We start from the raw sequence: 22514 nt of genomic DNA, 5'->3' as shown, positions 1-22514 counted from the left end.
ATGCTAAGAAGCGGTCGATAACATTTTAATGGTTGTATAGTAGCACTTAATCGCTTAAAATCGTAAAAGTGTTAAAGATGTGCTTATGACTTTTTAGCGTGAGCATATAGCGATAGCCATGATATTTCAGTCGTGTAGGCACAAGGTTTTTATTATGAGCCAAAGGTTTTATTCGTTTACGCCTTGAAAGTGTACACGCGCTTAAATTATAATTGTATAGAAGTGTAAAAGATACTGGAGGGTTCATTGCCATGCAAAAACATGCAGTCGTTTTGGCGGCGGGTAAAGGCACAAGGATGAAATCTAAGCAATATAAAGTATTACATCACGTTGCTGGTAAACCAATGATTCGTCACGTAATAGATCAAGTGCGCGAATCAGGTGTCGACAATGTGGTGACTATTGTGGGACACGGTGCAGAAAGTGTAAAAGAAACATTAGGGGACACGTCTTTGTATAGCTTTCAAGAAGAACAACTAGGAACAGCGCATGCTGTTAAGCAAGCGGCAGAGCATTTAGCATCAAAGGAGGGCACAACACTTGTTGTTTGTGGTGACACACCACTGATTACAAGTGCAACGTTGTCTCAATTATTAGCGCATCATGATCAAGAAGGTGCACAAGCGACAGTATTATCTGCGATTGCCGCGCAACCATTTGGATATGGTCGCATCGTTCGAGATGAAACAGGCCAACTGACTGAAATCGTCGAAGAAAAAGATGCGGATGCACAACAAAAAAAGATTCAAGAAATTAGTTCTGGAATTTTCGCATTTAATAATCAAACGTTGTTCCAATTGTTAGAACAAGTTGATAATGATAATGCACAAGGCGAATATTATTTACCTCAAGTTTTAAGTTTAGTGCTTCAAAATAAAGGTAAAGTTGCAGTCTACCGTACAGATGACTTCGACGAAATTATGGGTGTCAATGACCGCGTGGCGCTAAGTCGAGCAGAAAAAGCTTACCGTCAACGATGTAATGAATATCACATGCGCAATGGTGTGACGTTGATTGATCCAGACACAACCTATATTGGTTCAGAAGTTGAAATTGGCGAAGATACAGTGATAGAACCAGGTGTTAAGTTATCTGGCAACACGCGTATCGGTAGAGATGTCACAATTGGACAATATTCAGAAATACACAACAGCCAAATCCATGAGGGTGTGACGATTAAACAATCTGTCATCTCAGACGCTATTGTTGGCGAAAAATCAAAAGTAGGTCCATTTGCACAATTAAGACCAGGTTCAGAACTTGGCAAAGAAACAAAAGTGGGTAATTTTGTTGAAATTAAAAAAGCTCGTCTTGATGACGGTGCTAAAGTATCGCACTTAAGTTACATAGGAGACGCAGAAATTGGCGCGCGCACGAATGTGGGCTGTGGTTCAATTACAGTTAACTATGATGGTGCCAACAAATTTAAAACAATAATTGGTAAAGACGCATTCATCGGTTGTAACACGAATCTTATTGCACCTGTGACTGTTGGCGATGGTTCATTAATCGCTGCAGGGTCAACAATCACTGATGATGTACCGAACGAGAGTCTTGCGCTCGCACGTTCAAGACAGGTGACAAAAAAGGGATACATGAATAAATAAATGTAATGAATTTAAGCGAGAAATAGAAACAAGTATGTTGTAATCAATTGAAATGACTATAATAAAATTGGAGGATTCATAATAATGTTAAACACCGAGTATAAAAATTCGTCTTTGAAAATTTTCTCACTGAAAGGTAATGAACCACTTGCAAAAGAAGTTGCAGATCATGTAGGTGTTGAATTAGGTAAATGTACGGTTAAACGTTTTAGTGACGGTGAAATTCAAATTAATATTGAAGAAAGTATTCGAGGTTGTGATGTTTTCATTATTCAACCTACATCAAATCCAGTCAATGTACATTTAATGGAGCTACTTATTATGATTGACGCATGTAAGCGTGCTTCTGCAGCGAACATTTCAATCGTTGTGCCTTATTACGGCTATGCACGTCAAGACCGTAAAGCGCGTAGCCGTGAGCCAATCACTGCGAAATTAGTTGCGGACTTATTTGAAACTGCTGGTGCGGATCGAATGATTGCACTAGACTTACATGCACCTCAAATTCAAGGCTTTTTTGATATTCCTATTGACCACTTAATGGGTGTTCCGATTTTAGCAGAATATTTCTTGAATAATAAAGAGATTAATCCAGAAAATTGTGTTGTTGTTTCACCAGACCACGGAGGTGTAACACGCGCACGTAAACTTGCAGATTTCCTTAAAACACCGATTGCTATTATCGATAAACGTCGTCCAAAACCGAACGTAGCTGAAGTCATGAACATCGTAGGTGAGATTGAAGGACGCACGGCGATTATCATTGATGACATTATTGATACAGCAGGTACAATCACACTTGCCGCGCAAGCATTGAAAGATAAAGGCGCAACAGAAGTATATGCATGTTGTACACATCCAGTATTGTCAGGTCCTGCGAAAGAGCGCATCGAGAACTCGTCGATTAAAGAATTAGTGGTAACAAACTCAATCCAGCTTAAAGATGAACAAAAACCAAATAATATTACAGAATTATCTGTGGCTGAATTACTTGCACAAGCGATCGTACGTGTGTATGAACGTGAATCAGTCAGCGTATTATTTGACTAAAGCATTGACGAAACTGCAAATTTTGTGTAAAATATTTCTGTTCGTGCTCATACGGACAAATACACGCTTGCAAGCAACATAAGTTGATGGGCAAGTGCTGCACAGATGTGTGCAATGAAAGGTGGAAAATGAATATGGCTTCATTAAAGTCTGTTATTCGTCAAGGTAAACAAACACGTGGTGATTTACGTAAAATCCGCGAAGCAGGAAAAGTACCTGCAGTTGTATATGGTTACGGTACTAAAAACGTTTCAGTTAAAGTTGATGAAATCGAATTTATCAAATTGATTCGTGAAGTAGGACGTAACGGTGTTATTGAACTTGGCGTAGGTTCAAAACAAATCAAAGTAATGGTTTCAGATTATCAATTTGATCCACTTAAAAACCAAATTACACATATTGACTTCTTAGCAATCAATATGACTGAAGCACGTACAGTAGAAGTACCTGTACACTTAATCGGTGAAGCGCCAGGAGCTAAAGAAGGCGGCGTAGTGGAACAACCATTGTTCAACTTAGAAATCACTGCAACACCAGACAACATTCCTGAATACATTGAAGTAGACATTAGCGAATTAAACATCAATGATACTTTATCAGTAGCAGATGTTAAAATTTCTGGTGACTTCACTATCGAAAACGATGGAGAAGAAGCACTTGTATCAGTTGTTGCACCAACTGAAGAGCCAACTGAAGAAGAAATCGAAGCAATGGAAGGCGAATCTACAACAGAAGAACCTGAAGTTGTTGGTGAATCTTCTGAAGAAGAAGAAGAAAAAGAAGACTAATTTCTATCAATTTAGTCGTATTATAAAAAGAGCTGAAACTGTTATAGTTTTCAGCTCTTTTTATAATGGGTAAAACAAAATGCAGAATTTGTTGCATACGATGATACGAGACAATAGTGAAAAAGATGTGGTGGATGCTTTTAGTATAAAAGTGGCGTTGTGGTGATTTTGTGTTAAAATGTAAAAATAATAATATAATCACATTAAGTTATTTTTTATAGGATTTAAATCTTTAAAAGTAAAATTCATAATATTCAGTGATTCTAGCTTTTGTAGTCTCGCATTCAAATAGATCGTGCGATCGTATATATCGCAATTTAGCAAGTGTATTCTTAAATATGTTAATATATAGAAATAATGAAGAAGGGGCGTTTATTCAAATGAAGCGCATCAAGATCAATTTGGAGGTAAATGATGAAGTGTATCGTTGGTTTAGGTAATATAGGAAAAAATTATGAGCATACAAGACATAATATTGGTTTCGAAGTCATCGACCACTTACTCGAGCGACATCAAATCCAACTCGATAAGCAAAAATTTCGTGGTGCTTATACAATTGAACGAATTAACGGTCAAAAAGTAATGCTGATCGAACCTTTAACATTAATGAATTTATCTGGAGAAGCCGTAGCCCCATTGATGGATTATTATGACGTTCAAATCGACGAATTATTAGTGTTATATGATGATTTAGATTTAGCACAAGGTAAAGTGCGTTTAAGACAAAAAGGAAGTGCTGGTGGCCATAACGGGATGAAATCAATCATTCAGATGCTCGGAACAAGTGACTTTAAACGTATCCGTATAGGAATTGGACGACCTTCAGGCAGAACGCCGATTCGCGATTACGTGTTGCAAAAGTTTTCAAGCGCTGAAATGCAAGTGATGGATCCTGTTATTGCGCATGTTGCAGATGCTGTGGAAGCATTTATTAGCGATGAAAAATTCGAAAATGTAATGAATCAATATAATGGTGAGGCCAAGTGAAATCAATCATTAATGAAATTATAAATAGAGATACAAGATTTAAAGATTTGTCCGAGCAAGTCGGACATGCCAATTTATTAGTCACAGGATTAACGCCTGCAGCCAAAGCGTCTATCATAGCTGAACTTTACCAATCGGACCATCGTCAAGTTTTATTAGTGACGAATAATTTATATCAAGCGGATAAATTAGAGGCAGATCTCCTTCAATCTGTACCAGATGACGAAATTTATAAATATCCCGTGCAAGATATTATGATTGAAGAATTTTCTACGCAAAGTCCAGACTTAATGAGTGAGCGTGTCCGAACACTTACGGCACTTGCAAATGAACGTCGCGGACTTTACATTGTTCCTTTAAATGGTCTGAAAAAGTTATTAACGCCAAAAGCACTATGGCAAGAACATCAACTCTCATTGGAGGTTGGTGACGATATTGATGTTGATCTATTTCTAGATAAACTTGTAAACATGGGCTATCGTCGTGAAACAGTCGTTTCAAATATTGGAGAATTTTCAGTACGCGGTGGCATTATCGATATTTATCCATTGCTAGGTGAACCGTTGCGTATCGAATTATTTGATACAGAGGTGGACTCAATCCGTCAATTTGATGTTGAATCTCAACGTTCTTCTGAAAATGTGGAAATAGCAGAGATCACGACAGCGCATGATTATATTATGACGGATGCGGTTCGTCAAAGAATGATGGAAGGCTTAAGACAAGCTTACGAAACGACACGCCCTAAAACAGAGAAGTCTGTGCGTCAAGATTTAAAAGATACGTATGAGAGTTTTAATCTTTTAGAAGATACGCATTTTGATCCACAAATATTACGCCGTCTTATCGCGTGGATGTATGAAACACCGACAACCATCTTAGATTATTTCAAAGACAGCGCGATTGTTTTAGTAGATGAGTATAATCGTGTGAGAGAAACGGAAGAAACGTTGACTACCGAGACAGAAGCATTTCTTCAGAATTTAATCGAAAGTGGTAAAGGCTTTATAGGTCAACGCTTTATGGAAGATGACACTTTTGATCGTATGCTCCGTCAATTTAAAATTACTTTCTTTACACTGTTTACTGCCTCAATGCCTATGAAATTAGACCATATCGTCAAGTTCTCATGTAAGCCTGTCCAACAATTTTATGGCCAATACGATATTATGGCTTCAGAATTTCAACGCTACATGAAACAAGGTGACCGTATGGTGGTAATGGTCGAAACAGAAACAAAAAAAGAAAGAATTCATGCAATGTTGAGTGAAATGCATGTGCCTACACTGCTCGAACCCGAAGTTGATGCTATGGAACCCGGTCATGCTGCGATTATTCAAGGCAGTCTATCTGAAGGCTTTGAACTGCCTTACATGTCTATGGTAGTCGTGACAGAACGAGAATTATTTAAATCGAAGCAAAAAAAGACGTCTAAAAAACGTCGTAAAACGATGAGCAATGCTGAAAAAATCAAGTCATATCAAGAGTTGAACGTTGGTGATTATGTCGTCCATGTTCATCACGGTGTAGGACGTTACTTAGGCGTTGAAACCTTAGAAGTTGGAGAAGTCCACCGTGACTATATTAAGATACAGTATCAAGGCACAGATCAACTGTATGTACCTGTTGACCAAATGGAACAAGTGCAAAAATATGTTGGTTCTGAAGATAAAACACCAAAACTGTATAAATTAGGCGGTAGTGAATGGAAGAAAACGAAGGCTAAAGTTCAAAGTAGTGTCGAAGATATTGCTGATGAATTAATTGACTTATATAAAGAGCGTGAGCAATCTGTAGGATATGCATTTGGGCCGGATACAGAGGAACAACATGCTTTTGAAATGGACTTCCCATATGATTTAACCGATGACCAAGCAAAATCGATTTTAGAGATTAAAGAAGATATGGAAAGTCAGCGCCCTATGGATCGACTGCTCTGTGGAGATGTGGGTTATGGTAAAACGGAGGTCGCCGTGCGCGCAGCCTTTAAAGCGGTCATGTCAGGTAAGCAAGTTGCATTTTTAGTGCCAACGACTATACTCGCGCAACAACATTACGAGACATTAATCGAACGTATGCGAGATTTTCCAGTTGAAATTCACTTAATGAGCCGTTTTAGAACACCTAAAGAAATTCGAGAAACAAAAGAAGGCTTAAAGTCCGGTTTTGTTGATATTGTGGTAGGCACGCACAAACTTTTAGGAAAAGCTGTAGAATACAAAAACTTAGGCTTATTGATTGTCGATGAGGAACAACGTTTTGGTGTGCGACATAAAGAAAAAATCAAAACATTGAAAGCGAATGTCGACGTACTCACTTTAACAGCGACGCCTATACCAAGAACGTTGCACATGAGTATGTTGGGTGTGCGTGATTTATCTGTAATAGAGACGCCGCCAGAAAACCGTTTTCCAGTGCAAACGTATGTGTTAGAGCAAAATACGAACTTTATTAAAGAAGCGCTCGAGCGAGAGTTATCGCGTGGAGGCCAAGTGTTCTATTTATATAACCGTGTCCAATCGATTTATGAAAAACGTGAACAATTACAAATGTTAATGCCAGATGCATCTATTGGTGTGGCACATGGACAGTTACCTGAACGAGATCTAGAAGAGACAATGCTCGATTTCATTAATGGTGAATATGATATTTTAGTTACGACTACGATTATTGAAACCGGTGTAGATGTCCCTAATGCCAACACATTGATTATTGAAGATGCCGACCGTTTTGGCTTGAGCCAATTGTATCAATTACGTGGTCGTGTTGGTCGTTCGAGTCGAATTGGCTATGCCTACTTCCTCCATGCGACAAATAAAGTGTTGAATGAAACGGCTGAAGACAGATTACAAGCTATAAAAGAGTTCACAGAGCTAGGCAGTGGCTTTAAAATTGCGATGCGCGATTTAAATATACGAGGTGCCGGAAACTTATTAGGTAAGCAACAACATGGATTTATTGATTCTGTCGGTTTTGATCTTTATTCACAAATGTTAGAAGAAGCAGTGAATGAAAAACGAGGTATCAAAGAAGAAACAGTTGCACCTGAAATTGAGATGAACTTACGTTTAGACGCATATTTACCTGCCGAATATATTCGTAATGAGCAAGCTAAAATAGAAATTTATAAAAAATTACGTGCGACTGAAACGATAGATCAACTCATGGATATTAAAGATGAATTGTTAGATCGCTTCAACGATTATCCAAGTGAAGTTGAACAATTGCTCGATTCCGTTGAGATTAAAGTACATTTACTGCACGTAGGTGTGCAAACGGTAAAAGATACCGGAAAAACCATTGAAATTTTATTAACACAAAAAGGTACAAACGATATTGATGGCGAAGCGTTGTTTAAAAATACAATCGCGTTAGGACGAAACATGAAAGTCGGTGTACAAGAAGGTTGCATGAAAGTGACGCTGACAAAAAGTAAGCAATGGCTAGAGTCATTAAAGTTTTTGTCTAAGACGCTTGAAGAAAGTTTGAGAATACCAGATGAAGTCTAAAACAGCGTTCAATGGCGTCGTCGTTTTAACGCTCGCACTTATCATCGTCAAGGTATTAAGCGCTCTGTATCGTGTGCCTTATCAAAATATACTCGGTGATGAAGGATTATATGCGTATCAACAAATTTATCCGATAGTCGCATTGGGCGTTGTGTTATCTAGCAATGCGTTACCAAGCGCATATACCCAGCTCGTCGGGGATACCCATGAGACACAATCGGTTTTAAAACGATTATTATGGTCATTGACAGCAACAGGATTTCTTATCTTTATTGTGCTATTTGTAGGTGCAAAAAGTATTGCAAGCTTGATGGGTGACGTCCATTTGACACCGATGATTCATGCAGCAAGCTTGAGTTTTATCGTCATCGGAGCCTTAGGTTTATTACGTGGCCATTTTCAAGCAAAACGAGATATGCACATGCCGGCATACTCACAAGTTTTAGAACAGAGTATCCGAGTGGGAATCATTGGTGTTGTTATCCTGTTATTCGTTAAACAAGATTTATCAATTTATCAAGCAGGCACTTGGGCCATTATCGCTTCTGCTTTTGGCTTTTTGGGCGCAACGATTTTTCTTTGGCGCAAGCGTGATGTGCCACATAACAATGACGAAATGCCATCATTGCCGTGGCGTAAATTTATCGTTGCAACAGTCATTTTTGCAATCAGTCATTTAATCGTCATTTTATGGCAAGTGGTAGATAGTTTTACCATCGTGAACATGTTGCGTTATGGCTCGGGTTTGCCTTTCAAAGAGGCGATTACTGAAAAAGGTATTTATGATAGAGGTGCCTCATTTATTCAAATGGGCTTGATTGTCACAACGACGTTTTGCTTTGTCTTGATTCCGCTATTAACAGAGACGAAAAAAAGAGGTCAATTGCAACAAATGCACAGTTATGCGAATGCGTCGCTTAAAATTACTATTGTGATCAGTAGTGCTTGTGGCATTGGGCTCATCAATCTTCTTCCTGTACTCAATCACGTCTTTTTTGCAAGCCAAGACTTAACGCTAACACTATCTATATACATGTTGACTGTTATTTTGGTTTCATTAATTATGATGTATATTGCCTTATTAGAAGTACAAGAGCAGTTTCGCATCATTTTGATAGGTTTTTTAATGGGCATTACTACAAAATTAATATTTAATTTAATCACGATTCCACTTATGGGTATTATCGGAGCAAGTATTGCAACGGTCGCATCTCTAATCATTTTTGTGTTCTATTTACATGTATATGTAGTTAAACAATACCATTTAAACGCGTTAAGAAAGTTTTATTTCAATTTGGCTTTGGCTTTATTGGTAATGACAGCTAGTGTACAATTGTGTCAATATCTCATTCCTACATCTACACGTTTAGGCGGATTGCTCGAATTGCTTATTTTGGCTAGTGTAGGCGTTGGCAGTGTGATTTTAATGCTGTTATATCTTAATATTTTAAGTAGCGATGAATGGGTACATTTACCATTTGGTGATAAAATGATTGAATGGAAGAAAGGAAGAAAATCATGACACATCAACTTACAATTATAGGACTGGGTAATTACGGCTTAGATGAATTGCCTGTCAGCATTTATAGATTAATTCAGCAGCAGCCTAAAATTTATGTTCGTACTCAGCATCATCCAGTGGTTCAGCAGCTCAAAGAAATTGAATTTGAAAGTTTTGATCATATTTATGAGCAGTATGATTCTTTTGAACCTGTATATCAAGCGATTGTGGATGAACTTTTACAACGTGCCCAACAGTCCGATATTGTTTACGCTGTGCCGGGACATCCACGCGTAGCAGAAACGACGACACAACTGCTAATTGAACGTGCACATGAAAATAGCGTTGAGGTTCAAGTTTTAGGTGGGCGGAGTTTTATAGATGATATGTTTGAAGCGGTTCAAACGGACCCTAATGACGGTTTTACGTTGTTAGATGCGACAAGTTTAAATGCAGACATGTTGAACCCTCGAACAGCAACTATCATCACGCAAGTCTACAGTGCAATGGTGGCAGGTCATTTGAAACTATTGCTTATGGAACGCTATCCAGATGATTTTGAGGTCATGGTCGTTGATGGTGCGCGTCAGTCTGGCGCTCAAGTCGTACGTTGTCCAATATATGAACTGGATCATGAGATAGAATATACTAATTTAACGAGCGTATTTATCCCTAAAGCGAATGACGAGAAAGTGTTATACCAAGATTTTAACTATGCTGATCAAGTCATTGCACGACTTGTGGACGACGAAACTGGATGTCCATGGGATAAAGTACAAACACATCAAACACTTAAACGCTACTTGCTTGAAGAGACATTCGAACTATTTGAGGCCATAGATAACGAAGATGATTGGCATATGATTGAAGAATTAGGTGACATCTTATTACAAGTGTTGTTACACGCCAATATAGGTCGCAAAGAAGGTTATATGGATACACGTGAAGTTGTAGAAAGCTTGACTGAAAAAATGATTCGACGTCATCCGCATATTTTTGAAAATGATCAAGCTCAAGATGTAGATGATGTTAAAGCCATTTGGCAAAAGCAAAAAGTAGCTGAAGGTAAAACGCCACGTGTAAAATTCGAGAAAGTATTTGCGACGCATTTTCTAAAATTGTATGATGAAGTCAAAAATAGAGATTTTTCAGAAGAAGAGTTAACAGCCTATTTAGAAGAACGAGGAGGGTCACATTGAGACTAGACAAATATTTAAAAGTATCACGTCTTATTAAGAGACGTACATTGGCTAAAGAATTATGCGATCAAGGTCGTGTCGCTGTAAACGGAACAACGGCAAAAGCAGGCACAGATGTTAAATTAGACGACGTGCTCGTGATTCAATTTGGACAAAAAGTTGTGACAGTTAAAGTAACAGGATTGAGTGAACATGCCACAAAAGAGAATGCAAAAGGCATGTTTGAATTGGTCAAAGAAGAACGCATTCAGTAAAGGGTAAACAAAGAAAGGTGACGCCGCATGAATCAAAAAGTTCAAAATATCGGCAATCAATATACTTCTAAAAAAAACGCAAAGAAAAAACGACATGAACGCCGTAAAAAAGTAGTGAAAAAGCGTATTGCTGTTTTTGGAGGCGTACTTTTAGTCATTATTATCCTGCTTTTAATCATGGTTGCGTTTCAAATTAAAGGGAACCATGATGCCTCTGTTGAACGCCAAGCCAAAGAGGAGAAATATCAAAAGTTACAAGATAAAGAGATTGAACTTAAAGAACAACTCAATAATTTAAATGATGAGGCGTATGTTGAAAAAATTGCGCGAGATGAATATTATTTAAGTAATGACGGCGAGATCATCTTTAAGTTGCCTAACGACAAAGACAAGCAAGAGAAACAATCGAAAAAAGAGTAAAAGCAGTTTATAATTAAATTGCATAATATGTAAAATTCGTAAAGAAAAATGTCGATATTCAAATAGTCATTGTGAAAATAGATAAACAAAAGTATAATAGAACTAAATATCGAACAAAATCGGGAGGATGCATTAAAACAATGTCAATCGAAGTAGGAAGTAAGGTAAAAGGTAAAGTCACTGGTATCAAAAAATTTGGTGCATTTGTGGAGTTGCCTGAAGGTAAAAGTGGGTTAGTTCATATTAGTGAAGTAGCAGACAACTATGTAGAAAATGTTGAAGACCATTTGTCAGTTGGTGATGAAGTAGAAGTGAAAGTACTGTCTATAGCAGAAGATGGTAAAATAAGCTTATCGATTAAAAAAGCAAAAGATCGCCCACGTAAACAAAGACCGGCGCAAAAACCGGAAGACTTTGAGAAAAAGCTATCTAACTTTTTAAAAGATAGTGAAGATAAACTTACTTCTATTAAGCGTCAAACGGAATCAAGACGTGGTGGCAGAGGCTCACGTCGTTAAGCATTGATAATGACTTAGAGGTTGAGAAACGAAGGGTAACTTTGAATCTCAGCCTCTATTTTAATGTAGGAGTGTTTTGAACTATGCGGCAAAATTGGAAAGCGACAGACCACCTCGTTCTTGCAGTATCAACTGGAATCGATAGTATGGTGTTGTTACATCAATTATTGCATCAATATGCGTCGACGTATGAACAATTAACTTGTTTGCATGTCCATCATGGGTTGCGAGAGGCATCTCATCAAGAAGCGCTGTTCATTAAATATTATTGCGATATGCATAACGTCCCTCTTTATATTAAACAATTGGATTTATCACAAGCAGTTTCAGAAGGTAGAAGTATTCAAAACGATGCAAGAGAAATGCGTTATCAATGGTTTGATGATATGATGAATGCGTTGAATGCGGACTGTTTATTAACTGCACATCATCAAGATGATCAAGTTGAAACCATCTTTTACAGAGTTTTTACTGGCAGAAGCACACGGAGCCCATTAGGTATGGCAGATAGTGAACGAAGAAAGGACTATCGTCTACTAAAACCTCTGCTTGAAACAACGAAAGCACAAATCCGTTCATATCAACAAACATATAATGTCCCTTACTTTGAAGACGAATCCAATGCAACTGAAAACTACATACGCAATATGATTCGACATCGTTTGTTGCCTTCGATTCAAGACAGCCCGCAGCTACAAACGCAGCATTTATTAAAGTTAAAATCGTTTCATGATGAAGCACAACTGTTAATGAGAAACGAAGCGCAATCTTTTATTGAAAACTATGTGACAAAACAAGATGAGGGTGTTGTTTTGCCTAGAAAAACATTTAATCTGTGCACGCCACATGTTAAAATGTTAATCTTGGATCAATTGTTACAAGAATTTGATGACATCGTCACTATTAGTGAAAAAGCATACTATGATTGGTTTCATAAACTAGAGAGTGACGTTGCACAAACGCCGTTAATGCATACGCATCAATGGCATGCAGATGTTGTATATAATCAATTAATGATAATGAAACCGAGTCTGTACACTGCAGATTCACAACCGTTGCAAGTCGACCAAGAGGGAACTTACCATTTTGGTTTATATCGCATCAAAATAGAAGACTTTCATGAGATGAACACGGAATACATTACAATCCGTTCGCGTCATGAAGGTGATCATGTGACCTTAGATTCAAACCACCATAAAAAAGTATCGCGTTTAATGATTGATGCAAAGGTGCCTACGCAATTGAGGGAACAAATGCCAATTGTTGAAACATTAAATGGTGATATTTTAGCAGTGGGTACATTGTATGTTCGCAAGCAGTATGAAAAATTTATAAAGATTCAATTTCTGGGAGATGACAAAGATGAAAAATGATTTGAAAGAAGTATTGCTGACTGAAGATGATATTCAAGCAATATGTGAAACACTTGGCCGTAAAATTACGGAAGATTATAAAGGTAAAGATTTATTTTGTGTCGGTATCTTAAAAGGATCTGTTTTATTTATGACAGATTTAATCAAGCGCATTGACGTGCCCCTCGCAATAGACTTTATGGATGTTTCGAGTTATCATGGCGGTACAGAATCTACAGGCGAAGTTCAAATACTTAAAGATTTAGGTTCATCTATTGAAAATAAAGATGTTTTAATCATCGAAGATATCCTTGAAACAGGGACGACATTGAAGTCAATTACAGAATTATTAGCTTCGCGTCGAGTTAAATCATTAGAAATCGTGACATTATTAGATAAGCCTAATCGCCGAAAAGCAGAAATTGAAGCCAAATATGTTGGTAAAAAAATTCCTGATGAATTTGTCGTAGGTTACGGCTTAGATTATCAAGAAAAATATCGTAATTTACCTTATATTGGTACGCTTAAACAAGAAGTTTATGCAAAATAAATAATTTTAAAAATCATATGGTGTGTCAGTTGATGAAAGTCAATTACTAGCCATTTGTCAATCAATTATGGTAAAATTTTTATTAGTTTTATATTTGAAGTAGGAGGAAACGACGCATGCAGAAAGCTTTTCGTAATGTGCTGTTTGTAGCAATTATCGGCGTTGTTATTTTTGGGTTGTTTTCGTGGATTAATGGTAACGGAAATGTACCTAAAGAATTAACTTATAACCAATTTATACAAAAATTAGATAAAGGTGAATTGAAAACATTAGAAATTCAACCTGAGCATAACGTATATAAAGTAAGTGGTAAGTTAAAGAACAATGACGATTATGCATCGACAATTCTGTTCAATAATGATAAAGAATTGGACAAAATCACTGAAACAGCTAAAGAACAAAAAGGATTAGATTTTACAGTTAAAGAAGAAGAAGGACAGAGTGTATTTGTAAGCATCATTTCTACATTAATTCCAGTCTTAGTCATTGCCTTGCTCTTTATCTTCTTCCTTAGTCAAGCACAAGGTGGCGGCGGCGGTGGCCGTATGATGAACTTTGGTAAATCCAAAGCCAAAATGTATGATAGCCAAAAAGGAAGAGTACGCTTCTCAGACGTTGCAGGTGCAGATGAAGAAAAACAAGAGCTCATCGAAATTGTAGATTTCTTAAAAGATAATAAGAAATTTAAACAAATGGGTTCACGTATCCCTAAAGGGGTCTTATTAGTAGGGCCACCGGGTACAGGTAAAACATTACTTGCGCGTGCTGTTGCTGGCGAAGCAGGTGTGCCGTTCTTCTCGATTAGTGGTTCGGACTTTGTTGAAATGTTTGTCGGTGTCGGTGCAAGCCGTGTACGTGATCTATTCGAAAATGCGAAGAAAAATGCGCCGTGTATCATTTTTATAGATGAAATTGACGCAGTCGGTCGCCAACGTGGTGCGGGCGTCGGTGGTGGACACGATGAACGTGAACAAACGTTAAACCAATTACTTGTTGAAATGGATGGTTTTGGTGAAAATGAAGGCATCATTATGATTGCGGCAACGAACCGACCAGACATTTTAGACCCGGCATTATTACGTCCAGGTCGATTTGACCGTCAAATCCAAGTAGGTCGTCCTGATGTGACAGGTCGTGAAGCGATATTACATGTTCATGCTAAAAATAAACCACTTGATGAAACAGTAGATCTTAAAGCGATTGCGCAACGTACACCAGGTTTTTCTGGTGCTGACTTAGAAAACCTATTAAACGAAGCATCGCTTATTGCTGCACGAAGCGGCAAAAAGAAAATCGATATGCGCGATATCGAAGAAGCAACAGACCGTGTTATTGCCGGTCCTGCTAAAAAATCACGCGTAATTTCTGACAAAGAAAGAAATATTGTAGCCCATCACGAAGCCGGACATACAATTATCGGTATGGTATTAGACGAAGCGGAAATCGTACACAAAGTTACAATCGTTCCGCGTGGTCAAGCCGGCGGTTATGCGATGATGTTACCAAAACAAGACCGTTTCTTAATGACTGAACCAGAGTTATTAGATAAAATTTGTGGTCTGTTAGGTGGGCGTGTCGCTGAAGACATTATCTTTAACGAAGTTTCTACAGGTGCATCTAATGACTTTGAACGTGCAACACAAATCGCACGTGAAATGGTGACACAGTATGGTATGAGTAAAAAACTTGGACCGCTACAATTTAAACACGGCGGTGGACAAGTGTTCTTAGGTAAAGATATGTCTGGTGAACCTGAATATTCAGGACAAATTGCATTTGAGATTGATAAAGAAGTTCAACGTATCATTAAAGAACAATATGAACGTTGTAAGCAAATTCTTTTAGAACATGAATCTCAACTTAAACTTATTGCTAAAACATTATTAACTGAAGAAACATTGGTTGCTGAACAAATTCAATCATTGTTCCATGAAGGACATTTACCTGTAGTGAATTATGATGACGCACAAGTAGTCAATCACTCAGAAAATAAAGACTTTGACGAAGGTAAATATGGCAAGTCTTACGATGATATTCGCCGTGAACAACAGTCATTAACGCAACATCCAAGTGAACGCCGTCATGACGAATCATCAAATGAAGAGAAGCAAGATAACGATCAAAAAGATCAAACTTCTCATCAAGAAGACGAGGACAAAGATACAACAGGTTACGAACAAGAACCTAAAATCGATCGTCCAGGCGATAATGAGCCACGTCAATAAAAGATAGAATGGACTTTTCTTTAAAGTGAAAACTTTTTAGAAAAGTCCGTTTTACTTATGAAGTATCGTTTACTAATGGTAATGAAAAGTGATACAGATGTGTTGTGAGTCATTTTAGTTGTGTCTCTAAGCACATGCGCGTATGATAATGCGCAGTAGTTATTGTATACAATACATTGACATATAGAGGTGTGATTGAAATGTCGTTGCACTTCAACTTAAACGCTATATAAAGATAACGTATTTAGTGTTAATAAGATTTTGAATCTGTTAAAAATGATATTTGTATCAAAAAGCTTTAAAAACATTGTAGAAGGATTGAAGGAGTGGTATAGAAAGATGACACAAGATTATTTAGTAAAGGCATTAGCATTTGGCGGGGAAATTCGAGCGTATAGTGCAAATACGACAAATACAATTCAAGAAGCACAAACACGCCATTATACTTGGCCAACAGCTTCAGCTGCATTAGGTCGTACAATGACTGCAACAGTGATGATGGGGGCAATGTTGAAGGGTGAACAAAAATTAACAGTAACTGTTGACGGTGACGGCCCAATCGGTAAAATTATTGCAGATGCTAATGCAAAAGGTAAAGTTCGTGGTTATGTATCACAACCACAAACGCATTTTCCATTGAATCCACAAGGCAAACTCGATGTCCGTCGTGCTGTTGGAACTAGCGGTGCGATCAACGTAGTTAAAGATGTGGGTATGCGTGATTATTATACAGGTAGTAGTCCGATTGTATCTGGAGAACTTGGTGAAGATTTCACTTATTACTTTGCTAACAGTGAACAAGTCCCATCATCAGTGGGAGTCGGCGTGCTTGTAAATCCAGACAATACTATTAAAGCGGCGGGCGGTTTCATTATTCAAGTGATGCCGGGTGCTCAAGAAGAAACGATTGATCGCTTAGAAGCGGCTATTAATAGCATGAAGCCTGTTTCAAAATTAATTGACGAAGGATTGACACCTGAAGAAATGTTACAAACGATACTTGGCGAAGATAATGTGACATTTTTAGAGACAGTTCCAGTTGATTTTGAATGTCAATGTGGACATGATAAATTTTTAAATGCGATTAAAGGTTTAGGAGAAGCAGAAATTGAGAATATGATAAAGGTAGATCATGGTGCAGAAGCAGAATGTCATTTTTGTAGAACACGCTATCACTATACCGAAGAAGAGCTTAAGGCGTTATTAGTTGAAATGTCTTCTTAAATTTTTAATCGTTGAAGGGGCTTGCATTTTTCTAAAGAAAAGACGCGTATTTCAGGGAATAATTGATATTAGTGCTTTTGCAAAGGTCTAAATAGTGGTAAACTAAAGATATCCGATTCAAAAACTATGTATTTAACGAAATATAACTTTGATAAAGCGAGGTATCAACTTATGGTCAGAAAACCTGTAGAGAATATAACTGAAATTATTGGACAAACACCTGTGGTAAAATTGCGTCATCAAGCAGGTGAAGATGCAGCTGATATTTATGTGAAATTAGAATATCAAAACCCAGGCGGCTCTGTAAAAGACCGTATTGCATTGGCGATGATTGAACAAGCTGAAAAAGAAGGAAAAATTAAGCCAGGCGATACAATTGTCGAACCTACTTCAGGAAACACAGGGATTGGTTTAGCGTTCGTATGTGCGGCAAAAGGATATAAAGCGGTATTTACAATGCCAGAAACAATGAGTCATGAGCGTCGTAACTTATTAAAAGCATACGGTGCAGAATTAGTCTTAACACCAGGCGCTGAAGCAATGAAAGGCGCAATTAAAAAAGCGAAAGAACTTAAAGAAGAGCATGGTTATTTCGAACCACAACAATTCGAAAACCCTGCCAATCCGAAAGTGCATGAATTAACAACTGGACCTGAGCTAGTTGAACAATTCGAAGGTAAAACAATTGATGCATTTTTAGCTGGTGTAGGAACTGGCGGTACGTTATCAGGTGCCGGTAAAGTGTTAAAAGAGAAATATCCAGATATCCAAATTGTTGCGATTGAGCCAGAAGCTTCTCCAGTACTTAGTGGTGGAGAACCAGGACCACATAAATTACAAGGTTTAGGTGCAGGATTTATTCCAGGCACATTGAATACAGATATATACGACGAAGTGATTAAAGTGGGTAACGAAGTGGCGATGGAAACGTCACGTCGTGTAGCTAAAGAAGAAGGTATCCTAGGCGGTATTTCTTCAGGTGCTGCCATTTATGCTGCGATTCAAAAAGCAAAAGAATTAGGTAAAGGTAAAACAGTTGTGACTGTATTACCAAGTAATGGTGAACGTTACTTATCTACACCACTTTACAATTTTGAATAAAAGCTGACTAAAGAGATTGAAGCGTCCAATGACGATGCTTCAATCTCTTTTTTATGCTTAATATGTGGTATGTGGCAACGAGATGCTGTGCTGCCATGTATATTTGATAAGTCAAACCATCGTTCTAGTTTTCTTTATTGAGACGAGACAGCGTCATCAACGTGATATTGACGTGGCTATGAACGAATCAAGAGGGTTTGGTTGAAAAATTTGCTATAATAAATTTGTTCAAAAAAGAATTTTTCGTATAATGAGCTATCTCAAACAGAAAGGAAGGATTCCTATGCAGCAAACTCAAATTATGGGTATATTGAATGTCACACCAGATTCTTTTTCTGATGGTGGCCAGTTTAGCGAAGTCGATAAAGCAATCGAACATGCCAAACAGATGGTTCAAGAAGGTGCGCATATCATTGATGTAGGAGGTGTTTCGACTCGACCCGGCCATGAAAATGTAAGCATAGAAGAGGAAATGAAGCGCGTAATCCCTGTGGTCAGTGCACTGAAAGGTATCGATGCAGACATTTCTGTTGATACTTTTCGAAGCGAAGTGGCTGAAGCGGCCTTGAAAGAAGGCGCAACAATCATTAATGATCAATGGGCAGGTATTTACGATGAACGCATGTTTAAAGTGGTGGCGCAATATCAAGCGAGCATCATTTTAATGCATAATGGCGATGGTACACGTGATGTTCCTGTCGTGGATGAAATGCTTGTAACACTATTAAAGCAAGCGAATAAAGCCGTATTGGCAGGAATTCCAAAATCAAAAATTTGGTTAGATCCAGGAATTGGTTTTGCTAAAACAAGGGAAGAAGAACGTGAAGTGATGGCCCGTTTAGATGAATTAGTGGCTACAGGCTATAAAGTACTGCTGGCTACAAGCCGTAAACGTTTTGTTAAATTACTGCTTGGCGATGATAATAAAGTGGATGAACGCGATGAAGGTACAGCCGCTACAACTGCTTATGGCATTATGAAAGGGGTTCACGGTGTACGTGTGCACAACGTATTGATGAATGCGCGACTTGCTAAAGCAATGGACGGATTGAAAGGATATGAACATGACAGATAAAATATTTTTAGAAGGTTTAAACTTTTATGCTTATCATGGTGCACTATCAGCGGAAAATGAAATAGGACAAATTTTTACAGTAGATATCGAAATGAAAGTGGATTTACAAGAAGCGGGACAATCTGATCAAGTAGAAGATACCGTTCATTACGGCGAAGTCTATGAAGATGTTAAAGCAATCATGGAAGGTCCTCCTTCTAATTTACTAGAACATCTTGCGGAACGTATTGCATTACGTATAAATTCACACTATAATCGTGTAATGGAAACAAAAGTTAGAATTACAAAAAAGAATCCGCCCATCCCAGGTCATTATGAAGGTGTTGGTGTGGAAATAGTAAGGGTGAGCCATCATGGTTGATGCATATTTAGGATTAGGAAGTAATATAGGTGACCGTGAAAATCAATTAAAAGAAGCGATTCGCCTATTACGTGAAAATGAAGCTATCGAAATCATCGCGATTTCACCTATTTATGAAACGAAGCCAGTAGGATATACAGAGCAACCTGATTTTTTAAACTTATGTTTGCATATTAAAACAGAACTTTCAGCCCAAGCGTTGCTAAAAGTTGCCTTAAATACAGAGGCGGAATTACACCGCGTGCGTAAAATACGATGGGGACCTCGCACAATAGATATCGATATTTTATTATATGGAGATGAAGTCATCGATGAGACTGATTTGATTGTTCCTCATCCACGTATGACTGAACGCGCATTTGTGATGATTCCATTAAATGATATTGCAGCCAACGTCATTGAACCCCGATCAGGTCAAATGATTCAAAATATCGTGCAACAAGATGAAACAGTGGTAAAATATAAAAGTTAACTTGTTTCGATGCTTGATGAGGATTGAACCTGAAGCATTAATGAATTTTGGATGAGAAATCACACCGTTTATTATTGAGAGACAGGTGAATTCATCGATGAATCGTATAGCGATGGAAAATTAATCATGCATGGTTATGCTTACATCGTTGAGAGGGTTTCAAAAACGAAAAGTTGGCGTAATGGAATGCGAAAGCCTGACTCTTAGCATTGAAAGGGATTAGAGGTAATGGTAAAACGCATAAAGCTTTAAACCAAAATAGAAGCAGAAAAGACGGAAGTACGCATACAATTCCGTGATGAGATGCTTGGAAAACAATAAACAATAGAAGTATAAGCAGTGAAAAGGAGAGGTAAGAATGACAGAAGAAATGAATGACCAAATGCAGGTCCGCCGTCAAAAATTACAAGAGTTACGAGATTTAGGAATTGACCCGTTTGGCGAAAAGTTTGATCGTACTGGAGACGCTAAAACATTAAAAGCGCAATGGGATCAATATTCTAAAGAAGAACTTGTAGAAAAAGAATCAGAAAGTCATACCGTCATTGCAGGTCGTATTATGACAAAACGAGGTAAAGGTAAAGCCGGTTTTGCGCATATTCAAGACTTAACAGGGCAAATTCAAATTTATGTGCGTAAAGACCAAGTTGGAGACGAACAATTTGATCTTTGGAAAAGTGCAGATTTAGGTGATATTGTCGGCATTGAAGGTGTGATGTTCAAAACAAACACAGGCGAAGTTTCAGTAAAAGCGAAGTCATTCAAACTTCTATCAAAAGCATTACGTCCGTTACCGGATAAGCACCATGGTTTACAAGACATAGAGCAACGTTATCGCCAACGCTACCTTGACTTAATAACAAATGAAGAGAGTACGAAAACGTTTATTAATCGCAGCCGTATCCTTCAAGAAATGCGTAATTATCTAAATGATAAAGGCTTTTTAGAAGTTGAAACACCAATGATGCATCAAATTGCAGGTGGTGCTGCTGCACGCCCATTTGTTACACATCACAACGCTTTAGATGCGACACTCTATATGCGTATAGCGATTGAATTACACCTTAAACGCTTGATTGTTGGTGGATTGGAAAAAGTTTACGAAATTGGACGCGTTTTCCGTAATGAAGGTGTATCTACACGTCATAACCCTGAATTTACAATGATTGAATTATATGAAGCTTACGCTGACTATAAAGATATCATGGCTTTAACTGAAGAATTAGTGGCGCATGTTGCACGTAAAGTTTTAGGAACAACAACAGTACAATATGGCGATTACACAATCGAATTAGAGCCAAAATGGCGTCGTCTTCATATGGTTGATGCTGTAAAAGAAGCTACCGGCGTAGACTTTTACGAAGTGAAATCAGATGAAGAAGCACATCAACTTGCCCAAGAACACGGCATCGAAGTTGATAAAAATATGAAGTATGGTCATATCCTTAATGAGTTTTTCGAACAAAAAGTTGAAGAAACTTTAATTCAACCGACATTTATTTATGGTCATCCAATTGAAATCTCGCCATTAGCGAAGAAAAACCCAGAAGATCCGAGATTCACAGATCGTTTCGAACTATTCATTGTAGGTCGTGAGCATGCGAATGCTTTCACAGAGCTTAATGATCCAATCGATCAACGTGAACGTTTTGAAGCGCAACTTGTTGAAAAAGAACAAGGTAACGATGAAGCGCATGAAATGGATGAAGATTTCATTGAAGCGTTAGAATACGGAATGCCACCAACAGGCGGATTAGGTATCGGTATCGATCGTCTTGTGATGTTATTGACAAACTCACCATCGATCAGAGACGTATTATTATTCCCTTACATGCGTCAAAAATAAATTGAAGCAGCATAAATGAACTGCGGTTAGACGTTTTAATCAGTGTGTATGCTTAGTACATCCTTAATATTGAAATAATATTGGCAAGGGTGAGGCAAGGGAGTCAATTTGAACTTTGTCTCACTCTATTTTTATAGTGCTAATCCTTTTTAAGTTAGAAAGGCGCTTTTTTTGATAAACGCTGCGTTAGAATGTTGTGTTGAAGCGGTTATCGATACAAAGAAAATGGCTTTAAAAGAGCTATATCAATGGTTTTTATCTCAATAAAAGTTGAAGATGAAAAAAATATAAAAAAGTTACGAAAAAATGTTGACTTTATTGCAAGAATTGATTAATATATAAAGGTCGTCAAATTCAGTGACAAACTTATTTAAACTGTTTGTAAAAAACTTAAACAAAGTGTAAAATTAACTATTGAAAAGTATTTACAAAAATTGTATTATAATAAGGTAGCCAAAACGAGCTACTTAATAAA

19 protein-coding genes are annotated in these 22514 nt (G+C 37.7%); all 19 read left to right on the top strand.

Going from position 1 to position 22514, the window contains the following annotated elements; translation table 11 throughout:
* Positions 1 to 251 precede the first annotated feature (251 nt).
* The 19 genes from glmU (at position 252) to lysS (ending at position 22039) form a co-directional block, all read left to right on the top strand.
* Positions 252 to 1607, top strand: a complete 1356-nt coding sequence (gene glmU, locus MUA40_RS11220; RefSeq protein WP_016426513.1) for a bifunctional UDP-N-acetylglucosamine diphosphorylase/glucosamine-1-phosphate N-acetyltransferase GlmU — start codon at positions 252 to 254, stop codon at positions 1605 to 1607.
* An 84-nt stretch (positions 1608 to 1691) separates the two neighbouring features.
* Complete coding sequence (locus MUA40_RS11215; protein ID WP_016426512.1) at positions 1692 to 2657, top strand: ribose-phosphate diphosphokinase; 966 nt, start codon at positions 1692 to 1694, stop codon at positions 2655 to 2657.
* Positions 2658 to 2791: 134 nt separating this feature from the next.
* Positions 2792 to 3445: a 50S ribosomal protein L25/general stress protein Ctc gene (locus MUA40_RS11210; protein WP_194369365.1), complete on the top strand. Its 654-nt coding sequence runs from the start codon at positions 2792 to 2794 to the stop codon at positions 3443 to 3445.
* Between the two features lie 414 nt (positions 3446 to 3859).
* Positions 3860 to 4432 carry an aminoacyl-tRNA hydrolase gene (pth, locus tag MUA40_RS11205; protein ID WP_016426510.1) on the top strand — a complete coding sequence of 191 codons (573 nt, stop codon included), beginning with the start codon at positions 3860 to 3862 and terminating at the stop codon, positions 4430 to 4432.
* 5 nt (positions 4433 to 4437) lie between these two features.
* A complete protein-coding gene (gene mfd, locus MUA40_RS11200) occupies positions 4438 to 7941 on the top strand; it encodes a transcription-repair coupling factor (RefSeq protein ID WP_371665195.1) in 3504 nt (1167 codons plus the stop codon).
* Positions 7931 to 9463, top strand: coding sequence for a polysaccharide biosynthesis protein (locus tag MUA40_RS11195; protein ID WP_016426508.1), 1533 nt, complete (start codon positions 7931 to 7933; stop codon positions 9461 to 9463). The genes mfd and MUA40_RS11195 overlap by 11 nt, the downstream gene beginning before the upstream one ends.
* A complete protein-coding gene (locus tag MUA40_RS11190) occupies positions 9460 to 10641 on the top strand; it encodes a MazG nucleotide pyrophosphohydrolase domain-containing protein (RefSeq protein ID WP_016426507.1) in 1182 nt (393 codons plus the stop codon). Before MUA40_RS11195 ends, MUA40_RS11190 begins: the two co-directional genes overlap by 4 nt.
* Complete coding sequence (locus MUA40_RS11185; RefSeq protein ID WP_016426506.1) at positions 10638 to 10895, top strand: RNA-binding S4 domain-containing protein; 258 nt, start codon at positions 10638 to 10640, stop codon at positions 10893 to 10895. Before MUA40_RS11190 ends, MUA40_RS11185 begins: the two co-directional genes overlap by 4 nt.
* 27 nt (positions 10896 to 10922) lie before the next feature.
* The gene (locus tag MUA40_RS11180; protein ID WP_016426505.1) at positions 10923 to 11315 is read left to right on the top strand and encodes an FtsB family cell division protein; all 393 of its coding nucleotides are present in this window, start codon (positions 10923 to 10925) and stop codon (positions 11313 to 11315) included.
* 140 nt (positions 11316 to 11455) lie between these two features.
* Positions 11456 to 11833 carry a S1 domain-containing RNA-binding protein gene (locus MUA40_RS11175; RefSeq protein WP_016426504.1) on the top strand — a complete coding sequence of 126 codons (378 nt, stop codon included), beginning with the start codon at positions 11456 to 11458 and terminating at the stop codon, positions 11831 to 11833.
* An 83-nt stretch (positions 11834 to 11916) separates the two neighbouring features.
* Positions 11917 to 13206, top strand: a complete 1290-nt coding sequence (tilS, locus tag MUA40_RS11170; RefSeq protein ID WP_016426503.1) for a tRNA lysidine(34) synthetase TilS — start codon at positions 11917 to 11919, stop codon at positions 13204 to 13206.
* Positions 13196 to 13735, top strand: a complete 540-nt coding sequence (hpt, locus tag MUA40_RS11165; protein ID WP_016426502.1) for a hypoxanthine phosphoribosyltransferase — start codon at positions 13196 to 13198, stop codon at positions 13733 to 13735. The genes tilS and hpt overlap by 11 nt, the downstream gene beginning before the upstream one ends.
* Before the next feature lie 116 nt (positions 13736 to 13851).
* Positions 13852 to 15960, top strand: a complete 2109-nt coding sequence (gene ftsH / locus MUA40_RS11160; RefSeq protein ID WP_016426501.1) for an ATP-dependent zinc metalloprotease FtsH — start codon at positions 13852 to 13854, stop codon at positions 15958 to 15960.
* A 339-nt stretch (positions 15961 to 16299) separates the two neighbouring features.
* Complete coding sequence (gene hslO, locus MUA40_RS11155) at positions 16300 to 17184, top strand: Hsp33 family molecular chaperone HslO (protein WP_016426500.1); 885 nt, start codon at positions 16300 to 16302, stop codon at positions 17182 to 17184.
* Between the two features lie 171 nt (positions 17185 to 17355).
* Positions 17356 to 18285, top strand: a complete 930-nt coding sequence (gene cysK / locus MUA40_RS11150; RefSeq protein ID WP_016426499.1) for a cysteine synthase A — start codon at positions 17356 to 17358, stop codon at positions 18283 to 18285.
* Between the two features lie 283 nt (positions 18286 to 18568).
* Positions 18569 to 19360 (top strand): dihydropteroate synthase, encoded by a 792-nt coding sequence (gene folP, locus MUA40_RS11145; RefSeq protein ID WP_016426498.1) that lies wholly within the window; start codon positions 18569 to 18571, stop codon positions 19358 to 19360.
* Positions 19350 to 19721 carry a dihydroneopterin aldolase gene (folB, locus tag MUA40_RS11140; protein WP_016426497.1) on the top strand — a complete coding sequence of 124 codons (372 nt, stop codon included), beginning with the start codon at positions 19350 to 19352 and terminating at the stop codon, positions 19719 to 19721. The genes folP and folB overlap by 11 nt, the downstream gene beginning before the upstream one ends.
* On the top strand, positions 19714 to 20193 hold the full coding sequence (gene folK / locus MUA40_RS11135) for a 2-amino-4-hydroxy-6-hydroxymethyldihydropteridine diphosphokinase (protein WP_016426496.1): 480 nt from the start codon (positions 19714 to 19716) through the stop codon (positions 20191 to 20193). The genes folB and folK overlap by 8 nt, the downstream gene beginning before the upstream one ends.
* A 358-nt stretch (positions 20194 to 20551) precedes the next feature.
* Entirely contained in the window at positions 20552 to 22039 is a 1488-nt protein-coding gene (gene lysS / locus MUA40_RS11130; RefSeq protein ID WP_126495999.1) for a lysine--tRNA ligase, read from the top strand.
* The last annotated feature ends 475 nt before the right edge of the window (positions 22040 to 22514 follow it).

It is taken from the genome of Staphylococcus schleiferi, from assembly GCF_025558325.1.
In the GTDB taxonomy this organism is placed as follows: domain Bacteria; phylum Bacillota; class Bacilli; order Staphylococcales; family Staphylococcaceae; genus Staphylococcus; species Staphylococcus schleiferi.
This window is presented reverse-complemented; position numbering and strand designations above follow the sequence as displayed.